A 25835-nucleotide genomic window follows, 5' to 3' on the forward strand; every position below is an offset into this window, starting at 1 on the left:
CGCGTAGGACCGACTTGAGTCATAGATCGGACCGTCAGGCAACGCGGCCTCGCTCTTCGGGACCGTCGCGACGGAGATATCGACCTTCGCAAGCAACTCTTGGACCATCGATTCCCACGCCCCGATCGCCGAATCCCTGTCCATCTTCTAGCGGAGGTCCTCGAAGACGTCGGCGACCTCCGCATACGCCCCGTTGAAATCCCGGAGCCAGTCCTCAAGGCCCTCGATTTGGTGCGGGACTCGACGTTGTCTTCCCACTCGACGCCGCGACGGTCGTTTTTGTGCTCGAGATCTAGGTCGGTGTAGCGCTCAAGGGCTGACCAAACGATACGACGGAACTCGTCGAGATGTTGCTGAGAGCATTCAATTCGGTCGCGCCAACCCGTGTTCCTGTTCCTACTCGGTGATACAGCGGTTGTACGCCACGCCGCCGGTCCCTCTTGCCTCGCTTTCTTCGATTGGCTTTTGCTGGAGGTCTAACCCCTCGATTTGGGCTTTCGTCACGGCCAGTCGTTCAATCACGACGCGTTGCTCGAGGTGTCTTATTGGGAGTCATGATTCCTCGTTTGCGTACTGGTTGTACAACAGTACGCAAAAAGTTGGAAGACTAGTGCCGCCATAATGATAGAGAGGGACACCCCCCTTTGTCCGCATAATCTTCTGAAAAAGAACTGGAGATATCGAAAGAAGAGAACCCCCGCCCCCCACCATGTCCGCATAAATTGTTCGGAGATGTTTGAGACGACGTCCCGTCACACCCCACCACGTCCGCATAATTTGGACGCAAGAACGTCAGACGTTCCGACTTGCGTTGATTCTTGCTAGATAAGACTCATTCATCTACTGGAAATTGACTACTACGGACCGACTAGCTTTCGTACCATTTAGTTCTTTGCCTATCCTAGTTCTTTCACCGGGACTTTGTGTGAGAGTGGTTTCTTGGTCCGTGGTTATGCGGACACGGTGGGGGGCGGGGGTATAAACTAATCTGGCTATGCAGACACACTGGACGCTCCGGACAAGGGGGTTTTATATACTTCCGCATTATTGGTGCCGCATAACATGGCCGGTGATGAAGCGAACTCAGAGAATCCCTATGGGACACTTGACGACAATCCCTACGGCACGTCGGTTGAGATCTTCGCCGATGAAAGCGTCTTAAAAGAAGATTGGCAACCTGAACAGCTCCCCGAGCGGGAACCTGAGCTCGAGGAGATCAGGAACGCTCTCGCCCCCGCAACAAGGGGAGTCAACGCCCACAATCTATTTCTCTACGGGAAAACCGGCCAAGGAAAAACCGTTGCCATCGACCACGAAATCGAATTGCTTCAAGAATACGCTGACAGTAGTAATGAACTCAATCTAAGTGTCATCAAGACGAGCGCGAACAATCAAACAACAAGCTATCAACTCTGTGCGCATCTCATCAAGGAGATCCGTGGTGGGACGAAGAAGCCGAGTGGTATCGACCAGCAATCGATGTTCGATCTCCTCTATCAAGAAATCAGTAATCTCAAAGACACCGTCATCATCGTCATTGACGAGATCGATGCAATCGGAAGTAACGACGAACTCCTGTATGAACTCCCGAGAGCCCGGAAAAACGGCCATATCGAGGACCAATGGGTGAGTGTAATCGGGATCAGCAACAATCTCCAATTCCGTGATAATCTTTCGCCCAAGGTCAAAGATTCCCTCTACGATTCGGAAATCGAGTTCGCTCCATACAACGCTAATCAGTTGACGACAATTCTGGAACGACGTGCAGAACGCGCATTCGTTGATGGTGTTCTCGATGGCGAGGTCATTCCATTGTGTTCAGCGTTTGCTGCCCAGGACGAAGGCAGCGCTCGGCAGGCTATTCGTCTCTTGTATAAAGCGGGCGAACTAGCGCTCAATCACGATGACGAGGGCGTACTTGAACAACACGTACGCGAAGCTCGCGATATCCTCGAACGGAAACGAATTGAAGAAGGGATGCGTAGCTTGACGACACAGGATCAGTTCGCACTTCTTTCCGTAGTTGCCCTCGAGATCGACGAAGAGACGCCGGCCCGGACACGCCAAGTATTCCAGAAGTACAAATCAATCGTCGACCGACTAAATGGGAATCAACTCGTTGAGCGTCGCGTCCGTGATCATCTCCAAAGTCTCGGGATGCAGGGATTCCTTCTAGCAGAAACCCGGAATACAGGAATTCAGGGTGGGTCTCACTATCGATTCGAACTGAAAACAGATCTCGAAGCTACCCTTGACATCCTCGGTGAGGATGGCCGAATTGACGATGTCGTTGAGGATCTGATTGATATCGCGACTGCGAAGAAACTGGTATAGTGTAGCCGTATCCTCCAATCTAAGAGCTATAGTCGATTACGTGAGTTAGTTAACCAACACCGGGTTAGCTGTCAATTCTATGTTGGTTAACTTGATGGTCACATCTCACGATCTATTTCGAGCTTCCGCATTGCTCGTTCGAACACGTCGGGATGTCGATGCGCGAGATTTTCGAGATGATTCCGAATGGACTGGGCAGGGTCGACGTCGACGTCGTCCGTATCCTGGAGTTCACGCCAGAACTGATGCATCTCTTCGCTTACGGAGACGCCTATCGTGTGGTCCTTTACGCCAGTGTTGAGCGCGTCGTAGTAGGGTTCGGTATCGAAGTCTGATGCAGGTTGCTGGTCCTCTCGGTCTTTTTCCTCTGATGCCTCATCCATCGCTTCGCCGAATGGATTGTCGTTGCTCATACACCCTTATTCTTAAGCTTAATATTAAAGATATGTGTCTAACGTCTCGTTCGTGATTTCGACGTCTCGTTCGGCAGCGAACTGCTGTGCGCCAGCTCGGAAGGCATGATAGCACTTCTGTCGAGTATCACGCGGGGTCCCATCACTGACCTCGACGATAGTCTCGATAGCATTCGCCGTGTAGGGGTCTGACGGATATCCAGAATCGTACTCTTCTTCACGGGCCCAGGCAAGCCACCTGGCGATGAGTTCCTCGGTTTCTGCGAATCCGAACCGTTCCAACGTTCGATCCTTTGCGACGAGTCGCGAACTGAGCGTCTCACGCAGTTCGTCGATTCGATCACCAGCACGTTCAGTTCCGAATAGGAAGAGAATGAATACAGGTTCACTTTCTCCGAGGTCACCGACGCTCTGCAACGCGGCTAGTAGCTGCTCGAAAGTTCGTGTATTCCGAGCGGCATCCTCGAGTTGGTCAACTTGGATGATACACGCGATATTGAGAGATTCGAGTTGTTCGGCAACCTCTTCGACAAGCTGACGAACTTCGTCTGTGGCATGAGGGTACGACTCTGGAATCTCAAGGTCATCGTACTCACTAAGTTCGTCAAGAAGACGCGTATAGAAACGACGGGTTGTGATGGACTCGACTTCGCGTATTCGAGCGACTCGGAACTCCTCGCTCCGAGGGCCCTCTGAAAGAGCATCGTACACGAGATCACGGAAGTGAGATTTCCCAGCTCCCCGTTCATCGATGATCGAGATGTGGCCTGCTCGATTCAGGATGTGGCTCGCAACTTCATTGAGCAGATCTTGATTCGTGCGTACCGCAATACCCGCGTCAGGAAGTGTTTCAGCCGTAAACGGAATCTTCTCTGGTTTGATCCCGAGTTGATTCGCATAGGTTTCCTGTGCCTCCTCTGTTTGATCGAGGGCTTCGGTGAATTGGTCGCTCATAGTGGATGCACATACTCAATCGACTTAAATCTAATTTGAACATTAATATTAAGATTAACCTCGGCTACTTCGGCCACGCTCTGAATTGAGTATCTATTGAGATCTGATTCTCCCGAATACGGGGAAGATATCTACCGTACAGCACGATCTTGATATCGGTACCTGCAACAACAAGTCCACAGAATTAACCAACAATCACGCTGGCAATCAACCAAATGTTGGTTAACCCTCACTCGCTCGGATTCACCGGGCCCTTGTATTGGGATTTGATTTTATCACCTTCTCTCCACTGCCAGTAGTAATATCGATTCCCGTTGATTTCCTTCTCTGTCAGTGTCGCTTTGGTGGGGACATCTTCGGGCATATCCTCAGGGTGTTCTTGAGCAGTCTCTTCATCTTCAGTCTCGTTGATCCGCTCTTCTCGCTCTTGATACTCTGCGAGTGCATCTGCATACTTGGCAATAGACCGGAGTGTTTCCGCATTACACTCATCGAGTAAGGCCGCTAACTCTCCGGGAACCTCGGGTGGGATCGTTGGTTCTGAGTACGACATGTGACGACTTAACCAACAATTGGGGGCAGAAGACATTAGTCCTGTTGGTTAAATTGGAGAGCTATTCATAGCATTTGTATTAAACAGGAAACTTGATATACGATTCATATAACAGTCCACTGAATGGGAGTCACGTTCCTCCACACTGCAGATTTCCATCTCGGAAGTCCTCTCCGCGCTGTGGAAGCGGCATCTGAATCATTGGCTGAGCGCCTGCAGCGAGCGACACACGAAGCTCTCTGTCGAGTTATCCAAGTCGCACTCGACAAGGACGTCGACTTCGTCGTCGTCGCTGGCGACCTCTACGATCAACAAGCGCGCTCCGTCTACGCGAATGAATTTCTCGTCGATCAGTTCGAGCGGCTCGAAGACGCTGAAATACCATGTTATGTCATCCATGGGAATCATGATCCATTGGGAGCAGGGGCAGAGAAACTCCCCTTACCCAATAATGTCCATGTGTTCGGTGCAGACGACGTTGAAACGGTTCTGTACCCGAATGACGATGAACCGGAGGCCCGCATCATGGGGCAATCGTATGGAAGCCAGTGGGAAAGCAACTCCCTGTATTACCACTACACACCGCCAGATACAGCAATCCCGAATATCGGCCTGCTCCATACGGGCCTAAATCCGGATGGTCGGCGGTACGCCCCCTGTGGGCCGAGCGACTTAGCACAGAAGGAGATCGACTACTGGGCGCTCGGGCACATCCATACGCCACAGCTGGTCGACGGAGCGCCAGCAGCGTACGCTGGTATACCACAAGGACGAAATATTGGCGAAACTGCCATCGGTGGTTGTTTGCTCGTCGACGTGGATGCAGGCAGCGATCCTGACATCGAGTTTGTTCCGACGAGCCCGATTGTCTGGCAAGAAATCGTGGTCGATCTCAGTACCGCGAGTACAGACGATGATACTCCCCTTCGTAACCTCGCAGATGCAGAAGGGTACCTCGAGGAGCGTATGCTGGATCTCCGGGCAGCGGACCAAGACTCTCTCACTGACACCCTTTCGATGCCGGTGGCTGAGACAGACTGGATGCCAGAGGGGTTTGTGTGCCGATGGACGCTGAGTGGCCGTGGAGAGCTGTTTGAAGCGCTCGACGAGGAAGCAACGGATGTGCTCGCCAACCGATTGCGGGACCGCAGCAGTAGTGCCTCACCCTTTGTGTGGACCGAGTCCGTCCGTGATTACTCTGCACCACCACTTCCAGACCTCGAGACGTTGGTAGAATCGGACGAGATTATCAGCGAACTGGTTGAGCTTTCCAACGAGATTCGAGAAGACGACGCGACACGAGCTGAACTGCGAGCGAAAACAGGTGATGTCTGGGAGTGGCGTGCGGACGAAGAACACGAAGACATTTCCGAGGATCGGATTGGTTTGGACGAGAAACGGCTAGACGATTTGATTGACCGTGCCGTCACTCGGTCAATCGACGAACTTGCGACGCGGAGGGACAATGCAAATTAAGAACCTCGATCTGGATGATTTTGGATGCTTCAGGCGAGCTCGACTCCAAAATGTCGATAGCGGATTGACCGTCATCGCTGGTCCACAACGGGCTGGGAAAACGACGTTTATGGAAGCGGTTCGCCATCTTGGCTATGGGATTCCTCGCGGCAATGGTCTCCCGCCAGCAACGGACCAGTATGACCTCACGGCCGATGTCGTCGTTGATGGCGCTGAATACGAGCTAGCACTCACTGGCTATGGTGATCCCGCACTAGTGCCTATCAATGGTGCCCCCGATCGAGCACTCTCTGATGTATTCGGCAATCTAGGGCCCGCACAGTACCAGCAGCTCTTCACCATTAGCCTCGACGAACTCCGGCGTATGCCAACGAGTCTCGACGACGACGTTAGCCTGTCTGCAATCTTACTCGGTGCGGCATATGGCGACGTTCTCAAAATTCCCCAGATTCAAGCCGCATTCAGTGATCGGGCGAAATCGATCGGAGGTAAACACGGACGCTCGGTCTATGAGCTTAAAGAGCCGATTAGCGAGATTCAGTCGGGGGTCGATGCGCGAGATGCCGCCGTCGCTCAGGTCGACGAGCACGATCGGAAAGAGGCTGCTCGAGACGATGTCAATTCCCGCGTAGCGGAACTCGATGAGGAGATTGCTGATCTAACAACGGAACAAACTCGTCTTAACACGGTTCTCACGGAATACGGGGAGTTCGAGACACTCCAGGAGCTGAATCTTGAACTTGATGGTGCCGACCTTGACCAGGTCGATGCGTTCCCGACAGAGCAACTTGACCGTGGTCGGCAACTACAAAGTCAACTTGAGGAAGTGCAGGAGGAACTGACGACTGCAGAAGAGGAGTTCGCTCAACAGGTTACTGTAGAGGATCCCGAAGCATATCGCGACCAATTACTGGATGCTACGTCTACGATACAGACATATAATAGGGAAATCGCTGGCTGGCGTGAGCGGGTAAATTCACTTCAGGAGCAACGGTCAGAGCTTGCGAAAGAGCGTCGAAAACTTCGCTCCCGGGCAGCGGATTTGCAACCCGGGTGGGATGACGACTCCTTGCTTGACCGGGTCCGTGATGTTGAAACCGACCTGTTCTCTCGAGACGAGGTTCGGTCGATTACGCGGACCTGTGAGGATGTCCGATCCGAATTGAACGAGGTCGAGCGAAACCTGACCGAAAAGACGGCTCGTCACGAGCAGCTGGAACACGAAATCGACACTGCAACCGACTCGTCATCTGAGGCATCTCTTACACTTCGTGACCAGCTTCCTGTCGCTGCAGGTGGGACGGTACTCGCGCTGATCGTGGGAAGTGCGCTAAGAGTTGTTGGTGGTGCGGTTCTTGGTGTCGTCATCACACTCGTGATAATACTGATCGTCGGCGCGTATGCTGCATCACGGCTTAAATTCGAGTCCCTTGAAGTCGATGGCGTATCTGTCGAGACCCTTCGGGCAGACAAACGCAGCCTGACTGCCGATATTGAAGGACTGCGTTCCCGGAAAACGGATCTCGAAACGGAGTATTCGACCGCGACCGAGCAATTGGACTCGCTTCGAGAGAAGCTTGGACTCTCAGACGATACGAGTCCGGCTGCCGTGCGAGAGTTCTATGAAGACCTCTCATCGCTCCGGAACGATCTCACAACGTTGGAAGGCGACGTTGAAGCTCTCGACACGAAAGAGGAAACTCTCCGTTCAGACCTCGCAGCAGCCGCCGAGACCGTATCCGAACTCGGTGTTCTCGATACTGACGATAGTGACCCGCTCGAAGACGCAGAGAAATTATTCACGACTATCGAAAGTATTGAAGAGGATCTCGACCTTGCACAAACGGTCACTACAGCCCAGCAGACTGTCACCAGTCGCAAAGATGACCTCCGTGATCTCCTTGCCGAGTGGAACGATGCACCAGATCTTACTAATGCTGATTCAGCAACCCTCGTTCGTACTGTCGACCAGTTCCTCGAACGCGGTAAGAACGTCACTGAGCTCGTGGAAGCGCGGGAACAGCGTGACGGAATTCGCGTCCGACTCCAGCGGCGACTGACGGCCTCAGCTATCGAACCGGCGTTTGAACCGTACCGCGACTCGGAGCATGACGATGACGACTGGGCGATCGCTGCGTTCGAGCGTATCATTGAGGCGTACACTGATAGAGAGGCAATCGAAGAACGACTCGATACGATCGACGAAACAATCGAGAATCTTGAAACAGAGCGATCGGGATGCGTTGAAGAGCGAGTTGAGCTTACGAAGGAACTCGAAGAGCTAGCATCCGATGATGATGTCCGCGAGGCACATGCGACGATCGAGGCGGGACGACGTCGGCTCGAACCGCTTGCCGAAGAGTATGCGATGCACCGCATCGCGGAGTACCTGCTGAACGAACTCCACGAACGATTCATTGACCGAACGACTGGGCCACTCCTCGACGAAGCCAGCGAGATTTTCGCGCGGATTACCGACAACGCCTACACCAAAGTTGACTCCACCAAGGAATTCGACAATCTCGACTTCCAATCGGTGCTCGCTGATGGACAGACACAACAAACTGCGGAACTATCACGAGCCACCGCTGAGCAGCTCTTCCTCGCGATTCGCCTTGCACGAATTCGTCGCCATGAGTCGTCACTCCCTGTGTTACTCGATGATTCGCTGACAAACTTCGACCCCAGCCATCACGTTCGAACGCTACAGACGATCTCTGAACTCGCGGATACGAACCAAGTGTTCTTGCTGACATGCCACCCGGAACTTCTTGAACGAGTTGATACGCACATAGATAGCGTCCAGTACTGGAGTCTTGACGATGGGCAGTTCAATGGTCCCTACTCGAAGCCGGACGACCCCTGCGAACTGCTGGAGCCGACCTGGTCGTAGTTATCCAGATTCTTTGTTCTCTGCGAGTTCCTTTGCACGATGCAATCGCTTCTGAAGATCTTCCCGGGGTGAGGAAGCGTTATTGAGGTAGCGCTTGATGACCTGAACCTCATCCTCGTATCGGTTCTCCTTACGATAGACGATTGCGAGATGTTTGTAGTACCACGGCGCTGGATTACCAGCATCCTCCTGTTCAGTTTGCTCAATACACCAGAGGAGCAACGATTCGGCTTCGTCGTGGCGCTGCTCTCGCTTTAGCTGTTTGATTGTATCGACTGTGTCTGTGTAGTGATTGAACGAATCGTCCGGGGAAGCCGTTGCTGAATCCTCCTTTGGGCTATCATCCACTTTGCTTCCGAGTGTACGCAGTAATCGGCTGAACATGGTTTTTCGCGTTATATCTCCGTCATCGCATAGTCACGTACTGAAGATTTATCAAATGGGGGTGCAGACGACAGTACTATGTCTGCAATTGGTCACACAATGTCGGAGCTTCCTGGTGAGCTTCATCTGTTCTCTCCAACCGGCCCCCCGATCGAGGAGCGAGTCGCGCCTATCTTCGTCGAGTGTCTGAGTGAACACGATGTCGGCGATATCCTCGTGTTGAAGCGGTTCCCGACCGGCATCGAGACGTTTACCGATATTCTGGCAACTCACGTCGATACCGTTGAACGACCAGAAGTGATGTCGCTCACGCGATTTGCTCGAACAATCCTCGAAGCAAGCCCACAGAACCCGACGCTCGTCTCGCAGCATGAGCGTGCTGCTGTTCTTGCGTCGGTGCTCTCCGAGTACGAATGGGCCGATTCGTTTCTGCAACAAGCGTCGGCCTTCGATGCCTTCGAAGACGACGTCGGACGCTTCACGCTCGCAGCAGCGTGGCAAAATCAGAACGTGGACCCGAACGATTCTTCGCTCACTGAATTATTTGACTTCACGGCTCACCTGCAGGAGGTTCTTGCGACGAACGGATATGCTGAACGTGCGAGCATTATCCCACGAGCTTTAGAGTACCTGGAGGCGGAGACCGCACGTCCGCCGATTCTCGATCAGTTCGATGTGATTCTGACAGTAGAGGTTGAGGAGTTTTCTGCCCTGGAACGCCGATTCTTGGCAGCCGCGTCGACGGACACTGATTTGGTGTGTGTCGGAGAACGACATGGGAGTATTCAGCGGGTCCGGAACGAACCCGGAGACATCACCGACCATCTTCGCATGGAAACCATCGATCACGATTCATCGCGCCCCATATCAGGACCTGCTCAGGTAGCAGCGTATCTCACGACAGGCGAAGCGCCACAACTGGCAGCTACGGACGGTCTATTCGAGATAACCGAGGAAACGTTCGCCGATCAGGTGCAGACCGTCGCAGAAGAAATCGAACGCCGTCGAACGACAGAGGGGTGGTCGTACGATGAATTCGCGGTCGTCCTCAAAGATTCGAGTTCACCTATCCAAGAGACCGTTCGTATCTTACAGCAAGCAGGCATTCCGACGGCGTCCATCACCACGAGTGCGCTTTCTGATGACCCTGCCGCTCGGGAGCTGTATCATGTTGCTCGATCTCTTGAGTCGGGTGGAGATGACCAATCCCGAACTCTGCTTGAAGCGAGAGTTCCGGACTTCACAACGATTCTCGACGATGACGAGCTGGCGACTGAACCAGTTTCGAACGCATTGACGACCTGGGTTCTTGACACGGATCTCAAGCAACGGGTAGCTGCGAACGAATCACGTCTGGAGGCTCGTATCCAGTTCCAGCACATCGGGCGTATTCTCGACCTCGCGAGGTTCGTTGAGGATTGTCCGCTACTGGACTCCTCGTGGGACGCGTTCTGTCAGGCACTGGAGCGAGCATTCCGATACTCTGCTCCTGACTTCTACAGCGAGGTCGACGTGAAGGAGGGCGGGGTCCTTGTCGACTCTGCTCGTGTGGTCAAAAACGCTTCCTGGAAGGCGGTGTTCGTCCTGAACGTCGTTGAGGAAGAGTACCCTGCAGTCCCACGCTTTTCATCGCTCTTTCCGATTGCACAACTCAAATCACTCCCCGAATACCCTGCTGTTACGAGTCCGACTCGAGACGAAGTCCGTGAAACCTTCCCGACTGCAGATGACGACATCAACCACCCATTCTCGGCGTACTACACTGAACTGAGCCGACGGCTCCTCGCGGTTGGCGCCAATGCGGCGACGGATCAACTGTATTTCTGTACCTATACAGAGAACGCAGCAGATCCAGGAAAGTACAAACAGCCGTCCCGCTTCTTGCAACAGCTCCGGGACCAGTTTGAATTCGACTCAATCACCCACGAGGACGTCCATAGCCAGGGTCGTGCTGCAACGAGAGTACTCTCCAGCGTAGATCGTGCTCTTCAGGACGTACGGACCGCACCCGTCACTGGCGGCGACGTCGACCTGAACGCGATTGAGACGCAGTTCGGCGCGATCCAGCAGCTGTTGGATGAGACAGATGACCCCGGACTTGAAGCCGCATTCGAAGCACATGTCGACTTCGCTGAAGGGAGGGTTCGCCGTGACTGATTCCGACTCATCGCGACCGTTGTCTCCTTCCCGACTGGGAACGTACACTCGGTGTTCGCGTCAGTACGAATACAAGCACAACCTCTCTGTCGAAAATCCCAATCAAACGCGCCGATATTTAGACCGTGGGCTGGCGCTGCACGGCACCATTGAGTATGTCTGTGAGACCGTAACTGGAGAGTCGGATGAAGAGATTCGTACTCTCGCGCTCGATGCCTTCGCCGACGAGTGGGACTCTCGCATGAGTCGCACTGAGTACGCCACTGCTGCTCACTACGAGTATGATAAACAACTCGCCCGTGCAGCGATTGAGGCCTACTTCTCGACCGGTCCAGGACTTGATCACGTTCGTGGATCCATTCTCACGGAAGTCGAACTCGAATGTGAACGAGATGGTATTTTCCTCCACGGATACGCTGATAATGTCGTCCGTACGGACGACGGCCTCCAGATTATCGACTACAAGCCATCCGTCAGGTATGAGCTCTCGACGAGCGACCGCGCAAAGGAGAAGCTCCGCGAGCACCTTGCCGGCGAGGACTATCACCCTCGTATCGTTAAGAGCGCAATTCAGGTGGCGACCTACATCGAGGGGATTCAGAATACATCCGTCTACGAGCCGGGGATGGAGGTCGTCTTCACGTACTATGGGCTACTCGCAAACACGGATCTCGAAAAGAGTACTGCCGGCGTCCGACCCCGTGTCTCGGGCTATGGTCGCGATGTCGAGGAAACCTACTATAGCGAAGAAGAAACGATCTGGGGGCTGATTCAGCGGGCACACGACGGGATACGTGAGAACAACTTCGAACCCATTCAGTGGGACGCCATCCGCGAGAACGCCTGTGACCGATGTGATTATCGATCTATGTGTACCGATGCACTCGCAGAGGAGGTGCAGTTCTGATGTCACCACCCTCCGAAGACGAACCCGTCGAAGAGCCGTCACCGCGGATTCCCCAACAGCGCATCATCGAGTCTGGTGAGTATCCGATGCGAGTGTTGGCCGGAGCCGGGACCGGTAAGACGTTCACGATGGTTCGAAAGGTCGAGCACCTGATCGACGAACACGATGTCTCACCGGATCGAATCCTCGCATTGACGTTCACGAACAAGGCTGCAGACTCGATGCGAGAGAAGCTGAACGAGAAGCTTGGCGCACCGGGATACGACGTAAACGCGTATACCTATCACTCCATCTGCCACGATATCCTTCGAGAGTATGCGTATCACGCTGAAATCGATCCGCAATTCGATGTCGTGAATAACGCTGATCGAACCGCCCTCATTCACGAAGCGCTTGATGAAATCACCTATCGATTCACCAGTCCTGAAGTCTATGGCCCCGATTCGCATGCCGATGGGGCGGCAGGCAGCCTGCTCAAATTCATCTCCACGATGAAGAGCAAAGGGATCTCCCCGAGTACCATCGAGACATTCCTTGGTGACGCTGACCGCCTCCTAGAACTAGAGGCACTCGTCGACCGAATTGTCGACCGGGCGAACGAGACGGTGCGGGTCAGCTGGCGGGCTCCGTCTGCAGACCGCCTCGAGGAGATGCGTGACGGAATCGCTGACCTTCAGCAATCGATAGCAAACGAACGATCCGCGCTCGGTCAGGCTGGGGTTGAACGGTCGGTCGCGACATATCTGCGCGGCATGGAGGAAACCTGTACTTCACTCGCTGAGCTATTAGAAACGGAGGAGGCGTCGATCATCGATGGTGAGCACAAGCCCGCGTTCCGTTTACCGGCCTATCTGTTCGGGACGTATTCCAGTCCACCGAGCGGTATCCCCGATTCGATCTCCGTCACGCTCACCGGGAAACTTCGGTCGTTCGTCGAGGAATGCCAAGAAGCAGCCGATCTGGTAGCCGGCTATACGGCGTACGAGCAACGCCTACACGAGGCATCGTTGGTCGACTTTGCCGACTTGATCGGTGCGACACTCGAGCTCCTTGAGGACCCAGACATCCGTGCCGAGATTGCGGGACAGTATGATTACGTGTTCTGTGACGAATTCCAGGATACGGATGCTGTCCAATTCGAGCTCGTCGACCAGCTCGCCGACGATGACCAACTGTTCGTGGTCGGTGATGATGACCAGGCGGTTTACGAATGGCGTGGGGCGGCAGTTGAGAATATCGGGCGCCGACTCGAGGAAAGATACGAGACACTGGTTTCAGAAACACTTGAGGAGAACTTCCGCTCCAAGCAACCGATTCTGGATGTCGCGAACAACGTCATCGCACAGCTAGAGGCCCGGGGGAGCGAGAAGGAACTCACCGCGGTCGGTGACGCTGCGGATGCGAGCGATGGCATTGCGACGATAACGGCAGCTGAGGACGATGAAGAGCAAGCTGAACAGATTGCGACTGCAATCGGCCACCTCCTTACAGGGTCACTCGATGACGTCGATGAAACGTACGACGCAGGCGACATCGCACTTCTCGTACGGAAAAATCGTCATGCAAAGCCGATTGTACGGGCGCTTGAAGAGCGCGGCATCCCGTATCAACTCGCTGGTGGACTCGCAGCTGATTCGGTTGGTGTTGAGACCGTCCTCGCGTATCTCAAAGCACTCGCAAATCCAGCGGACGAGGTCAGTCTGAATCGTGTGTTGACGATGCGCTATCGCCTTCACGACGCTGATCTCATATCACTCAACACTGCCTCTGATTCGTTATCGGAGGCATTGCAGTCGCTTCCGCTCGACCAGTTTCGTGAACCGGAACGTGTTCAACGAGCCCGCGAAGATTTCCAGGCGCTGCGTGCCAAGCGAGAGATCTACTCTGTAGCTCGTCTGTTCCGCGAGTTGAAAGAACAAACAAATATCGACTGGTACCTGTCGCCACAAGAACGACGAGACCTACGAACACTGGAGTCACTTATCGACTCCTTCGGAGAGGGAGCGCTCCAGCCAGCATTAGACGAGTCGTTCCTCGATCTGCTCTCCCTCATGGAGTCACTCGACGATAGTATCGCTGGCGTGCAAGACCAAGCTGAAGCGGTGAATGACGCGGTCAATATCATGACCGTACACAAGAGCAAGGGACTAGAATTCCCGGTCGTCTTTCTTCCGAACCTTTCTGCTGACCAGTGGGAACCAGGCACGCGCTCGTACGATACACTCGGTCACACGCTCGAAGAGACGGCTGCTACCCCTCTCGACCAGGACTTCGAAAAGCGCGACGAGTATGAAGCGCGCCGCATTTTCCACGTCGCCATGACGCGTGCGGAAGAGCAACTCGTACTCGTTGGTCGGCACGCCGACGACGGCGGAGTTGATGACGGTGATCTCTCGCTATCGTTCATCGACTCCTGGCTCCCCGAGCAAATCCCTTGGCGAGCCACCGGTGCGTCCTTCCCTATCTGGCAAGAGGTCACCACTGGACTTCCACCGGAGGCTACAGATTGGACGGATGAGGTTGCTCCGACCGATGGCGGCCTGGATCCGACTATCTCTGTGAACGGCGAACCCTTATCCCAGTCAGCGGCGCGGGATCGCGTCCTTGAACTTGCTCGTGGTTTGCTGAACGGGGACCTCGACTCTGTCTCACCTGCAACGGCTGGATTTGCCGTTGAAGCACTGTCGACGGATGGTGGCCCCGCGTTGAGTCACCGGCACAGCTATACTTCGCTCGAGAAGTACAGCCAGTGTTCCCGGCGACACTATCTCGATTATCTTGTTCGTGCGTTCGAGGACCCCCAGCGAGGTGCCACCGGTTCCGACACCGTGTCGATTCGGGACATGGGTATCCTCTTCCACGATACTGCTGAGATAGCTGCGAAACGGAGCCTAATGTCACCCGAGGAGTGGAACAATGTCTGTGAGGAACTCGGCCGCCAGGAGAGTTACTCGGCTGATATCGTTGATCAGGCCAAGGATTGCGTCGATCGGTACTTCAGCACTGAGGCGAGTTCGTGGGAGATCCTCGATGCAGAACGGTCGTTCACGCTCGACATTGATGGTCATACGATTACGGGGAAAATTGACGTTGTCTGTCGCAACTCGGCTGGTAATCTCGTCGTCCTCGATTACAAGGCGACCACGGTGAAGCGCTCACTCGATGACAACCTCCAGTTACCGATCTACCTGCTCGCATGTCAACAGCTCTTCGACGAACGAATCGATGAAGCCGGCTATGTCTATGTCGGTTCAGTTGGCCCCGACATGAGTACTCGTTCGTTTTCGAGAGATGAGTTAGATCAGTGTCGGGAAGACCTCCTCACACGGTTACAAGAGGCTGAAGACTCGACCTTTGATAACTATACTGCAGGTGATCACTGCAAATGGTGTCCCCATCGCAGCCTGTCCTGCAGCCAAATTCGCTAAACTCTCGCAAACTCTTCTACTCTCCTGCCTGTCGATTGCTGTTGTTGCCGATGTCCAACCGAACCAATCTTAATATTAGAATTAAACTTAGGATTAATGCGTCTCCTATAGCTTGGAGTATTTGATAGCGATTTGTTTATTGTATCTGGAACGTAATATCTCTGGATGTCTGCTCAGAGTGGTTCGTCCTCAATTGGTCGACCCGACATGGAGAGAAGTCCGTATTCGAGGCTCTTACTGAAGCAATTGCTTCGCTGGAAAGCGTCGATCAAGCACTGTTAGACGACTATCGAGTAATCTGGGAGACGGTGGACTGAAACTACGACTCGACTTCATACGCTATCACTGGCTTTGGAACGAGCGTTGGCGAAACAACCCTGAAAATTAGGGGTGGGCGTGGTGGTGAGTACGAGATTTTCCCCAAACCGAGCTTTGCCCCTTGGATCGTCTACACTCACCCTCAGGCTGGATGGGAAGAGGAACTCACAAAGCTCGCTATCCTTTCCCCGGATTTCGAGTACATTGAGAAGAATGGCTGGCGAGGCTTCCTCTCGAATGCATTCGAGATATTGGAGGAAGTGCGTCCATAGATGGAACTTAATCTTAAGGATAAGGTTATTCTTCTACTGTTGTTCCCAGCTCGGTCTGGGAGATCCTGGAAGCTCGTCCGTTGCTCCGAGTAGTTCATCCACAGTTGTCCAGGGATAACACCGCCCGTGGAGTTCGAAGAGGCGAAAGTCGTTCAAGTGAACCCAGCTGTACGAGGGAACGTCGATCTGCTGATCCTCGAGCTTGCTAATCACGTCGTCGACCGTGATGTCGATACCAGCGTGTTCTGCCCGGTCGACGAGCGCCTCGAGTTCTGCAGCTTTCGTCTCCTCGTCGACGTCCGTAGCAGCCATAATCTGTGCCCCAGCAGCGAGAACGTCGCGTTCAGTTGCGAAATTTCCCTCCATTTCCCAGTGGTACGCGCGGGGGAAGGCGTACGCCTTCTCGAAGTACTCGGTTTCACCAAGTTTGCCGAGTTCGTTGACTTCGCCACCTGCATCCTGTTCGAAGACGGCAGCGACGTAGTCACTAAGTGTTGCTGTGATATGGAATTTCACGCGAAATTCGGGGAGACGTGGGATGTCGATGTCGGTGAGGTCGCCGATGAGAAATGCGTACGTTCCATAGCGGCGGTTCAATCGATCGCTGACCGCCCGTACGCGTCGGAGATACGAATCACGATAGCTTCCAAGGACGAGATAGGCAGTCTGGTCGCGGTCGTAGATTGCCGGCGTCTCACTGTTTGCCCATGACAGAATTTGGGTCGCTTCGGTGGACCCGACGTCAAGGCCGCGTAACGCCCGCTGCACGGCCGCCATAATTTTGCCTGCGTTCGGCGGAACGGACGGACTACTCATACCGTTAGACACAATTGGTTGGGTCATAGGCGTTTCTAATTGACTCAGTCAAACAACGACTTTATTGACCTAGTTGACCCAAACCATTATGCAGTCGAGAAGGCTAGGTTGAGATATGAGCGATACGGCTCCGGAGGGATTCGAGGATCCATTTGCAGAGCAGCGACGAATACGTGAGCTGCTCTCGCAGGAGACTCGGCACCTCATCATCCAGTTAATCCTCGGCCATCCAGCTCACCTCGTGTCGCTGGCCGAACTTGACTACATGATCCCGAAGAACGAGGCTGCTATCCTCGATCAACTTGAGCGGCTTCGAAAGGCGGATATCCTTGACGTCTACGTTCATGAACCGAATGCGTCGACGCGGAATCTCCCCTCAAAATTCTGGGGACCAACTGAACGCGGTGTCGAGATTCTCTACGAACACAACTTCCTCCGGGGCGTCCCGATAGCACGCGCAGTCTATGAGGAGACGAAAAAGTCTGAGCGGGTGATGCGTCACGAAGGCGCTCCGCGACCAGATCTCCCTCAGGGCGTCACTGACGCCCTCGAGTTTGATGAGCCCGAGTCCGAGACACCTAACGCTCGATAACGGGTGACCGAGATAGGACAGGCCAATTCGATCGACTATTGGTCGGACTACTGGCACCCATATCCAACGAATTTTCGGAAAGCATTTTCTCTCCGACCGAACTTCTCCTATTCATCTTGGCGCTGAACCTCGGTTGATATGGTATAATCTTATTCTTAAGATTAAGAATTAGGGTTGATGTCTGAATTGGCTCTATGAGAAAGCGAGTGTAACACCCCTCCAATCGTGTGAATTATTTTGTAGTAACAAATATCAATCCTACTATGGGACTTATTGACCGGCTGTTTGGGAACACCCGTATGTCCGAGGAAGAACCGTCAGAGACGATTCCACAGTACGATTGGAACGACGTTAACGCTCGTTCTGAGGCGATACACCAGTATTATGAAGGAATACCGAAGTCTCAGGCCCAGCAAATCGCAGAGATTCTATGCAGAAAACTAACTGAGGGCAATTACAGTATGCGAGGAATCGCCGACGAGGTAATTGAACGCACGGAATTAGATGAAGATCGAGCATTCACGATTATAGGAACGGAAAGTACCGCGATGTCGAACCTGAGACGGGTACAAAGCTATTCGTCCCAAGCTGATTCCCAAGAGTACGTCTACCAGTGGATGGGGCCCGATGACCATCGAACGACAGAAATCTGTGCTGGCATCAAACGAGACATAGAGTCTCGAGATGGAGCTGTTCCGCTCACAATGCTTCAGTCACTTATCAAGGAGCATGCGAGTCAACACGAGAATGGAACGCCAGAACGTGCCTCTGAGTTCCTTCCCCACCGTGAGTGTCGGAACGTAATCTCTCGACACGTCGATTTCTGAGCAGATTTAATCTTAATATTACGATTAACTGGCCTTCCGGTAGTGCTGGTTCTTAACCAACAAACTACTCCAGAAACTTCCTGTTGGTTAAATCATTCGCTCAGTAGATCATCGACCTGCTGCGCAGTCTCTGCAGCTTGGATATCGGAGTAGGATTCGTGGGTCGTCTCGATGCTGGCGTGACGGAGCGCTGACTGCGCTAATTCAGCATGACCGTTAGCGTAGAGTTCGTGGCCCAGTCCTCGACGAGCACCGTGGGGTTTCAGATAGTCACCGTCGACAGCGATGTCGGCATCCTTACAGAGCCGCTTCATCAGGTTGCGTGCTCCGTTCGTCGAAATTGCTGGGGGGACGACATCGTGTTCTCGGAGTATCGTATCGATGTTGTCGCTCTCGAGGATGGTCTCGATTTCGTCGTCTGGAACATCCCGCTGCGACAGCTGCTCGCGTACGGCGCGATATTTCGAGGGAGCGTGTGCACTGGGAAAGACCGGCCACTCGTCGGTCGGTGGATCGAGGACGTTCTTGTACCGTTTGAGCGCCGTCGCAGCCCTCTCAGGAAGCTGGGCATACTCGTACTCGCGTGACTTCCCGAGGACGCGGACGGCACCAGCGTCGAGCTGGACGTCCCTCCAGGTGATTCCGGTGCGTTTCTCGTCGGAAGGCTCGGCGAATACCTCTGCCCCACGGACACCCGAGAGAGACAAGAGATAGATGATTGCCCGGTCACGGTAGGCACGATCCCGAGCGATGTCTGCCTCGTCATCGAGGGCACGCTGGACTCGCTCGTCGACATAGCGCAGGATCGCACGCCGTTCTTCTTGTCGCCAGAACTGGCGATCGGCATCACCGAGGTCTTCTGGGAGTTCGTCAGTCGCGCGCTTGGCCTTCGCTGGATTCGAGTCCAGGAGTTCGTCGGCAACACAGAAGGAGAGGAACGCACGGACGTACGCGTAGTAGGTCGTCACGGTGCTTGCTTTCAGGTCCCCGGTACGGACACGTCGCTTGAGGTGGCGAGCGTACCGTCGACAGTCGAGGACGTCCAGCTCTTCGAGGCTCGTCACTCCCCGCTCCTCGTGTAGCCAAGACTGCCACGTCACGAGGGTCGACTGGAAGTTCTTCCGGGAGTTGCCAGCCTCAACACTGTCGAGGTACTGCTGGATGGCCGCCTCGACCGGCGTTCCCCCGGGTGTAGCGTCTCCCTCGTCCGGTTCCATGGTTCGTGCTTGACCGACGGCGGCGACCCACGTAAATCTACTGTGTACAACTGGGATAATACACAGTAGATTTGGATTCTCGAATTCTTCCTATATCGAAGGATAGGAGGGATGTAACGGCGACATTCTAATTTATAAATTGTATGTGGCTATACGAAGCCCTAGGCCTGAAGGCCACAACTTCGGAGGATGGTTTTGAAGCGTGCCTTCTGTTCTCCGGGAATAGTTATGAAACGGGAGATGCCTAGCGATTCTGATTTCCTCTCACATCACCGGAAGAGAACCTAGCCGGTCTCATCAGCAGTGAAAATAAGGCACACAACACAACCAAAAACTCCGAAACTGTGGATCCTTCTCAGAAGTTGGCAGCTTAGTGTGATTTACAAACGATACAGGGGAATTGGTAACTGTTCAAATGAAAGATCACCGTTTAGCAGCAATATATTTCAATCAGCTATTAAATGCCTCTCATGGAGTCTCTATGTTAGAATCTCATTTGAGTCGCGACACCAGCCAAATGTAGCCGTATTCGACAAAGCGAGAGTAAGTAATTAATTCCGATATTTACAATACCATTGGATCCAATGTCACCCTTATGGATTATAATAGGGTTCGAAAGCAGGAATGAAGATGAACAAGATTAAAGACATTGAATTGTCCAGCAATTCCGAAGCAACACTAACCGACAGAACTCGCTCTAAACTGCAAAGGAGGAGTTGCTCGTGACTACACATAACCCGATAGAGTATGCAAATTCACTCAGTTCGAAGTTAGCGACGCGGGAGCGTCACGTCTGTACCTTCCTCGGTGCTGGTGCTGCCTCTGCGTGTGGACTGTCGGACGTATCGGCCCTTCAAAGGGAGGTTCTCTCAGAGTTGAGTACGAAACACGCAGTGGCATTTGAGAATCAGTTAGCTGAAAACGAACTAGAGGATGCATTAAGTAGAATTAGGTCTATTTCAGCCTTAGTCAACGAGGGGCAGTCTCTCGATGATCTGACGGCAGAAGACGCGGCGGCTCTTGACGAAGCAATTTGTCGAGAAATTGTGCAGGCATTGGATATTGAACAGGCTGACATCGACCCGATGCTATATTTCGCCACGTGGGCAGCGCGTGGAGACTACCATCGCCCTGTAGAAGTGTTCACAGTAAATTACGACCTATTGTTAGAGACTGCATTTGAGAAAGTCGGTGCGCGGTACTTCGACGGGTTCGTCGGCAACCTGAACGCACGGTTCCAGACGGAGCTCGTCGAACGGACGAAAGGTGCCAATGGCGATGAAATACCGTCGTCATTCGTGCGACTGTGGAAAGTGCATGGCTCGATTAACTGGGTCCGGAAAGACGGTGACATCGTCCGGGTCGGCCAAGAAGCAGAGGAAAGTGCGGCCGCAATATATCCGTCCGACAGGAAGTACGAAGAGTCAAGGAGAGTTCCCTTCTTGGCGCTCCAAGATCGGTTCCGACGGGCACTACACGAAGACGAGACCATCCTCATCATTTCGGGATATGGATTCGGAGACCAGCACCTGAACGAAATAATCTTTGAGGCCGCGACTCGGTGCAAACGATCAGAGTTTATCGCGTTTTGCTATTCCGAGATACCCGAGAAACTTGCCGAGCGAGCCGAAAAGATACCGAATATTCAGGCTATAGGCCCCCACGAGGCTATTATCGGAGGCAACCGTGGTGAGTGGGAGACTCCGAGAGACGAAACGGAAAACGGAGACTTGGTCTGGAAAGATGGAAAGATGGCCCTGCGGGACTTCCGAAATCTCTCGAAATATCTCGCTCGAAATTTGTCTGTCGAGACGCAGCGTAGATCGGAAACGATGGAAGAGCAACTGGCAGAAATGCTCAGTGAAACTGACGAAGAGGGTAGTTTTGATGAGTCCATAGAGGAAGACGAGATTAGTCGTTTCGGGGAGAGCAATGTTTAACGATAGTCCCACCCAGATTGGTCGGGTCCGTGATGTCAACGGTGCTTCTATCACTGTTGGCCTCGACCAAGAGATGGCGGGGACATCTCCCATCTACCGTGGGAATCTCCACTCGATTGGGCAGGTCGGGTCGTTAGTCAGAATTCCGCAAGGGTTGGTGGATCTTGTAGCGACAGTCAACAAAGTCAGCATCACAGAATCGGTTACTGATTCTGAAATGACGGCCGCACAAATTGACGACGAGCGCGGACTACGAGTTGAATTGATTGGACAGATCGACCGTGGAACAGAACAATTTCAACGTGGCGTCGGGTCGTATCCTGGATTGAACGATCCTGTTCACTTCACGACGTCGTCAGATTTAAAGTCGATTTTTCCGCTCTCTGACGGCGAACGGTTCCGAGCAGGTTGTCTCTCTGTCGACGAGGACATCCCAGTGACCCTGAACGCCGAGCAATTGGTAGTCCAACACGCAGCAATCGTAGGGTCCACTGGTTCGGGAAAGACGAGTGCCGTTTCCTCTCTTCTGCAGAATTTCGTAAAAGAAGGATGGAATGCTAGCAACATTATCGTCATAGACCCACACGGAGAGTACGCGACGGCGTTAGAGGATATCGCATCAGTTCTCAGCGTTTTTGCAGATGGAGACGCCCAATTGCGAGTTCCGTATTGGGCACTCCCTGCAGAGGAAATTTTGGAAATATTCGTGGGCGGTCAACCGAATAAGACATTTCAAAACCGTTTTGAGGAACTCATAACCGAAGCACGTGGTGATTTTGCTAAGGAAGCGGAGTGGTTGGACATCGATCCAACTGCCGTGAGTTCGGAGACACCGATTCCGTTCGACATACGCTCAATTTGGCACAAGATCGATGCGGAAAATCGAGAGACTCGCCAAGTAACAGATGACCCCGAAACAGCATGTCAGACCGACCCTGGTGACGCTGGCGACCTTGAACCAGCACAGTACGAACCATACGGGCCAGCTGGTCAGCCACCAAACAAAGGACCGAAGTACAACCACTACGGAAATAGCCCAGAACATCTCCGACTGGGATTACTCGACCCGCAACTCCGGTTCTTCCAGCGGCCACTCGGAGACCCGACGGGTGAGGACCCACTTGTTGAAGTCACAAAAGGATGGCTTGGAGGCGAAAAACCGATATCGGTACTCGACTTTAGTGGTGTCCCAAATCAGACCGCCGACATTGCCATTGGAGTTGTTTTAGACCTACTTTTTGAACTGGCATTGCGAAGTGATGCCGATGGGAGGGGGATTGGGCGCCCATCTCCCGTTCTGGTAGTTCTAGAGGAGGCCCACCGATACCTCAGCGACAGTGCGGATGGTCTCACGCGGGATGCAGCGAATCGTATAGCACGGGAAGGACGTAAGTACGGAGTGGGACTCCTGGCAGTGACTCAACGCCCGAAAGAGCTTCCTGCGACGGCATTGGCCCAGTGTGGAACCCTTATTTCTCTTCGACTCACCAACTCCGAAGATCAAGGAACAATCAAGGCAGCGCTTCCCGACACTGTCACTGGCATCGCTGACGTTCTTCCATCGCTACGTACGCATGAAGCAATCATTAGCGGTGAAGCCGTAGAATTGCCGGTACGGGCTTTCCTCGATAAACCGAACCCCTGGCCTGAAGCAGAGGACCCCTCACTAGAACCATGGCGTTCAAATCCCGAAGCTCCTGATGTCGAAGACGTTTTGACATCTTGGCGGGATATCTATCAATAAGATATTATCGTGCTTGACTGGGACCCGGTTCATCACTCCTCACGAATCGTCGCTGAAGCGTACGACGAAGATGTACAGCGTATTTACGTTCGATTTACGGACGGAACTGAGTGGTGGTATGGAAATTGCCCACGACATGTTTGGGAAGAGTTTACTACCCCAGGACAGTCACGCGGTAAATACATACATCAGGTATTGGACAATAAGCCAAACGGCCGGCATTAGGCCAAGAAGTGAATTCCGTTCCTCACACCAGATCTCGCAGACGCATGGGACGGTTACAGAGATGCTGGGCCACGGGACGCACAATCAGCCTGCAGGGACCATTACTGACGATACCGAAATGGCGCTTTGTATTGCCCGAAGCCTTTCCGAGCATCACGCGTTCAGGCCGGACGATATCGCTAAGCGCTTTGTCGCCTGGTATGACGGTGGTCCGTTCGATATTGGCCTGATGACCAGCGATGCCCTCCAAAAAATCAAACACGGTGTATCCTGGCGTGATGCTGGCCAGCAGGTGTGGGAATCCCGCGCTGAAGGGAGCAATGCCGGAATTGGGAGTATCATGCGCTGTGCACCATATTCAGCCGCCTTTCGAGATGAGTGGAGCGACCTCGCACGTGTGAGTGCGACGTCTTCAGCGATCACGCGGATTCGCGCTGCACGTATGGTTGCATCGTGCTCAATCTCATTTTGGCAGAATTAGTAGCCCAGCGACCAACGCATCTCAAAGACGCTCTCGTTCATGTCGAAGCCGATGCTCCCGAGGAACTCCTCACAGCATTACGATCGATTCCGGACGATACTAATCCCGATACGCTCCGTGCAAGCGGCTACGTAATCGATACGTTGCAAACGTCGCTGTATCACGGACTTACTGCGGACACGGCGGAGGAAGCCATCGTCTCTGCTGTAAATATGGGAGAAGACACCGACACCGTCGGTGCAGTTACGGGAGCTATCGCGGGAGCTCGCTTCGGAGCAGATGCACTCCCCGATCGATGGATCGGCGAGTTGGAGTGTGCTGATGAAATCGAACACCTCGAGTCGGTACTAATCACTGCAGAATTCACCGTGGACGAGGATTCCGTTAGCTAGCTTTCCGAGGCCCCAGTTTATCACTTAATCTTAATATTATGATTCTGGTTAAGTTCAACCGCTACTGACAGCCTACAGTAGCGAATTTGGCTGCTGTTTCGATTCCGTGAGAGGACGATGTTCGTCTGGTCTTGGGACGTGCCCTGCCTCAATTTCGATATCGACGCGACGCATATCCTTACAGCCCTCTTCGGGTCGTACCGCTGCCAGTCGAGACAGGTACTCGTCTCAGCGGCGACATCGTAGAAATTCCTTGATTCGGTATGAACCTCGTACACGCCGCCCTTCTTCGCTAGCGAGACATCCATCTTTTCGTCGCATGCTCGCCGCGTTCGTGGTGCGAGTTTATCGGCTGACGGTTGTGCCGAGACCGTATCTGTCACCAGTTGGATGGCGCTCTAGGTGTCTCTGCTTGTTACCCATCCACTGTCCGGGGCGAGACGGAGTTGTTAGGTTCCACGAGGCGAGTAGGGTGTTCCTCGATCGGGTGATTGTAGGGTAGGAGAAAGCGCGTCTTCACTTCTGTCGGCTGACTTCACTCCCTTGCGTCAACGTGTCCGCTCTACCTTCGTATCAGGATACGCGGCCGATGAAGATTTGCACTTTTCACAGAACTCATACCTCCCTTTCACCGCGTTCTGGGGGTTGTCGATAATCAAATCTGCAGTAAGCGGTTCAACTTTTTCGCCGCAACTCATCACAAGTTCCACGCCTGGAATCCGGAGTGCCCCATCTACTTCTTCCAGTATTTCGTTGGGGATGAAGTGCCACTCCCCAATAGACGAGTCAGGAACGATTACAATTCCTTCCAACTGCATTACATCTAACTGTGCCTCTACGGGAATCTCATCCAATACTTCCTTCCGCTTTGGGTCAACATCTAATGTCGAATCTGGACCGATATTGTATGTCTCAACGATTCTCCTGTCACCACGGGATGTGAACTGAAGATGGCCGAGAACGCTGGTAGACACGTTTTCGGTACGTCCAAGATATCGACCGTTTCGAGTTTCGTAGATGTGAACTGCGTTGTCTGGGAACGCGGTAGCCACAGCAGCGTACTGACCATCGGGTGAGATCGCTAACGCTGCAGTGTTACTCTCAAAGGACTCTTTCAAAAGCTGCGTGCCGTTAGAATCGAACAAATAGAACGTATTGCCTCGATCGCCTAGCGCTGCTATCGTTCCATCATTCCCAGGAACCGCTTCCGAGATGCCAGAAACTTCGATTACTTGAACGACCTTGTGGGTGCTGACAAGACAGATTCCGGCTGGTTCGTAACCCCTGGAATATTCCCGTTCGTTCTCTGCCCAGCATGCAATGTACTGTCCATTGTCTGATGGAACGCCGTAAAAATCTCGACACCTATCCGGGAAAAAGGATTGATAGGATTCAGGATCAAATGTTGCCCATGCCCTAGTCTTGTCATAGATGTGGTCTTGGGCTTCACATATCTCGATACGCACCTTATCGTCTCTCATCTGAATCCTACCATGAGATTCAAAGAGATAA

17 protein-coding genes and 1 pseudogene are annotated in these 25835 nt (G+C 53.3%); 11 read left to right on the forward strand and 7 right to left on the reverse strand.

The genetic code is table 11. The features are described 5' to 3' along the window. Positions 1-1062 precede the first annotated feature (1062 nt). On the forward strand, positions 1063-2334 hold the full coding sequence (locus tag C481_RS19530) for a Cdc6/Cdc18 family protein (protein ID WP_006111063.1): 1272 nt from the start codon (positions 1063-1065) through the stop codon (positions 2332-2334). A 98-nt stretch (positions 2335-2432) separates the two neighbouring features. On the opposite strand, the gene C481_RS19535 is transcribed toward C481_RS19530, so the two are convergent. The 3 genes from C481_RS19535 to C481_RS19545 form a co-directional block, all read right to left on the reverse strand. Next, a complete protein-coding gene (locus C481_RS19535) occupies positions 2433-2747 on the reverse strand; it encodes a hypothetical protein (RefSeq protein ID WP_006111064.1) in 315 nt (104 codons plus the stop codon). Between the two features lie 24 nt (positions 2748-2771). Beyond that, positions 2772-3701, reverse strand: a complete 930-nt coding sequence (locus C481_RS19540; RefSeq protein ID WP_006111065.1) for a ribonuclease H family protein — start codon at positions 3699-3701, stop codon at positions 2772-2774. A gap of 229 nt (positions 3702-3930) precedes the next feature. After that, positions 3931-4254, reverse strand: a complete 324-nt coding sequence (locus C481_RS19545; protein ID WP_006111066.1) for a hypothetical protein — start codon at positions 4252-4254, stop codon at positions 3931-3933. A 123-nt stretch (positions 4255-4377) separates the two neighbouring features. Here C481_RS19545 and C481_RS19550 point away from each other — a divergent pair, with 123 nt between their 5' ends. After that, positions 4378-5730 carry a metallophosphoesterase family protein gene (locus C481_RS19550; protein WP_049904785.1) on the forward strand — a complete coding sequence of 451 codons (1353 nt, stop codon included), beginning with the start codon at positions 4378-4380 and terminating at the stop codon, positions 5728-5730. Continuing rightward, the gene (locus tag C481_RS19555) at positions 5720-8623 is read left to right on the forward strand and encodes an AAA family ATPase (protein WP_083860936.1); all 2904 of its coding nucleotides are present in this window, start codon (positions 5720-5722) and stop codon (positions 8621-8623) included. Before C481_RS19550 ends, C481_RS19555 begins: the two co-directional genes overlap by 11 nt. On the opposite strand, the gene C481_RS19560 is transcribed toward C481_RS19555, so the two are convergent. Next, entirely contained in the window at positions 8624-8971 is a 348-nt protein-coding gene (locus tag C481_RS19560) for a hypothetical protein (RefSeq protein ID WP_152422215.1), read from the reverse strand. A gap of 114 nt (positions 8972-9085) precedes the next feature. On the opposite strand from C481_RS19560, the gene C481_RS19565 reads away from it, so the two are divergent. From C481_RS19565 to C481_RS19575, 3 genes are read left to right on the forward strand one after another with little or no spacing between them, the layout of a single operon-like run. Further along, entirely contained in the window at positions 9086-11164 is a 2079-nt protein-coding gene (locus C481_RS19565) for a PD-(D/E)XK nuclease family protein (RefSeq protein ID WP_006111071.1), read from the forward strand. Then, positions 11127-12071: a PD-(D/E)XK nuclease family protein gene (locus C481_RS19570; RefSeq protein WP_083860937.1), complete on the forward strand. Its 945-nt coding sequence runs from the start codon at positions 11127-11129 to the stop codon at positions 12069-12071. Before C481_RS19565 ends, C481_RS19570 begins: the two co-directional genes overlap by 38 nt. Beyond that, positions 12071-15499, forward strand: coding sequence for an ATP-dependent helicase (locus C481_RS19575; protein WP_006111073.1), 3429 nt, complete (start codon positions 12071-12073; stop codon positions 15497-15499). The genes C481_RS19570 and C481_RS19575 overlap by 1 nt, the downstream gene beginning before the upstream one ends. A gap of 623 nt (positions 15500-16122) precedes the next feature. Here C481_RS19575 and C481_RS19580 read toward each other — a convergent pair. Next, positions 16123-16905, reverse strand: a complete 783-nt coding sequence (locus C481_RS19580; protein WP_241434718.1) for a hypothetical protein — start codon at positions 16903-16905, stop codon at positions 16123-16125. 115 nt (positions 16906-17020) lie between these two features. On the opposite strand from C481_RS19580, the gene C481_RS19585 reads away from it, so the two are divergent. Continuing rightward, positions 17021-17497, forward strand: coding sequence for a hypothetical protein (locus C481_RS19585; protein ID WP_006111075.1), 477 nt, complete (start codon positions 17021-17023; stop codon positions 17495-17497). A gap of 919 nt (positions 17498-18416) precedes the next feature. Here the strand turns inward: C481_RS19585 and C481_RS19595 are convergent. Beyond that, entirely contained in the window at positions 18417-19541 is a 1125-nt protein-coding gene (locus C481_RS19595; protein ID WP_006111077.1) for a tyrosine-type recombinase/integrase, read from the reverse strand. A 722-nt stretch (positions 19542-20263) separates the two neighbouring features. Between C481_RS19595 and C481_RS19600 the strand changes: the two genes are divergently transcribed. The 4 genes and pseudogenes from C481_RS19600 (at position 20264) to C481_RS19610 (ending at position 24323) form a co-directional block, all read left to right on the forward strand. After that, positions 20264-21481, forward strand: coding sequence for an SIR2 family protein (locus C481_RS19600; RefSeq protein WP_152422216.1), 1218 nt, complete (start codon positions 20264-20266; stop codon positions 21479-21481). Beyond that, on the forward strand, positions 21474-23225 hold the full coding sequence (locus tag C481_RS21355) for an ATP-binding protein (RefSeq protein ID WP_206537184.1): 1752 nt from the start codon (positions 21474-21476) through the stop codon (positions 23223-23225). The genes C481_RS19600 and C481_RS21355 overlap by 8 nt, the downstream gene beginning before the upstream one ends. Positions 23226-23234: 9 nt before the next feature. After that, on the forward strand, positions 23235-23450 hold the full coding sequence (locus C481_RS23225; protein WP_083860938.1) for a KTSC domain-containing protein: 216 nt from the start codon (positions 23235-23237) through the stop codon (positions 23448-23450). A 61-nt stretch (positions 23451-23511) separates the two neighbouring features. After that, positions 23512-24323, forward strand: a pseudogene (locus C481_RS19610) (ADP-ribosylglycohydrolase family protein). 548 nt (positions 24324-24871) lie between these two features. Here the strand turns inward: C481_RS19610 and C481_RS19620 are convergent. Beyond that, a complete protein-coding gene (locus C481_RS19620) occupies positions 24872-25804 on the reverse strand; it encodes a WD40 repeat domain-containing protein (protein ID WP_006111081.1) in 933 nt (310 codons plus the stop codon). Between the last annotated feature and the right edge of the window lie 31 nt (positions 25805-25835).

The sequence above is a fragment of the Natrialba asiatica DSM 12278 genome (assembly GCF_000337555.1).
GTDB classification, from domain to species: Archaea; Halobacteriota; Halobacteria; order Halobacteriales; family Natrialbaceae; genus Natrialba; species Natrialba asiatica.

Coding starts and splice junctions, on each gene's coding strand:
- C481_RS19530 (WP_006111063.1), top strand. CDS start 1,063: ATGGCCGGTGATGAAGCGAACTCAGAGAATCCCTATGGGACACTTGAC.
- C481_RS19535 (WP_006111064.1), bottom strand. CDS start 2,747: ATGAGCAACGACAATCCATTCGGCGAAGCGATGGATGAGGCATCAGAG.
- C481_RS19540 (WP_006111065.1), bottom strand. CDS start 3,701: ATGAGCGACCAATTCACCGAAGCCCTCGATCAAACAGAGGAGGCACAG.
- C481_RS19545 (WP_006111066.1), bottom strand. CDS start 4,254: ATGTCGTACTCAGAACCAACGATCCCACCCGAGGTTCCCGGAGAGTTA.
- C481_RS19550 (WP_049904785.1), top strand. CDS start 4,378: ATGGGAGTCACGTTCCTCCACACTGCAGATTTCCATCTCGGAAGTCCT.
- C481_RS19555 (WP_083860936.1), top strand. CDS start 5,720: ATGCAAATTAAGAACCTCGATCTGGATGATTTTGGATGCTTCAGGCGA.
- C481_RS19565 (WP_006111071.1), top strand. CDS start 9,086: ATGTCTGCAATTGGTCACACAATGTCGGAGCTTCCTGGTGAGCTTCAT.
- C481_RS19570 (WP_083860937.1), top strand. CDS start 11,127: ATGTCGACTTCGCTGAAGGGAGGGTTCGCCGTGACTGATTCCGACTCA.
- C481_RS19575 (WP_006111073.1), top strand. CDS start 12,071: ATGTCACCACCCTCCGAAGACGAACCCGTCGAAGAGCCGTCACCGCGG.
- C481_RS19580 (WP_241434718.1), bottom strand. CDS start 16,905: ATGAGTAGTCCGTCCGTTCCGCCGAACGCAGGCAAAATTATGGCGGCC.
- C481_RS19585 (WP_006111075.1), top strand. CDS start 17,021: ATGAGCGATACGGCTCCGGAGGGATTCGAGGATCCATTTGCAGAGCAG.
- C481_RS19595 (WP_006111077.1), bottom strand. CDS start 19,541: ATGGAACCGGACGAGGGAGACGCTACACCCGGGGGAACGCCGGTCGAG.
- C481_RS21355 (WP_206537184.1), top strand. CDS start 21,474: ATGTTTAACGATAGTCCCACCCAGATTGGTCGGGTCCGTGATGTCAAC.
- C481_RS19620 (WP_006111081.1), bottom strand. CDS start 25,804: ATGAGAGACGATAAGGTGCGTATCGAGATATGTGAAGCCCAAGACCAC.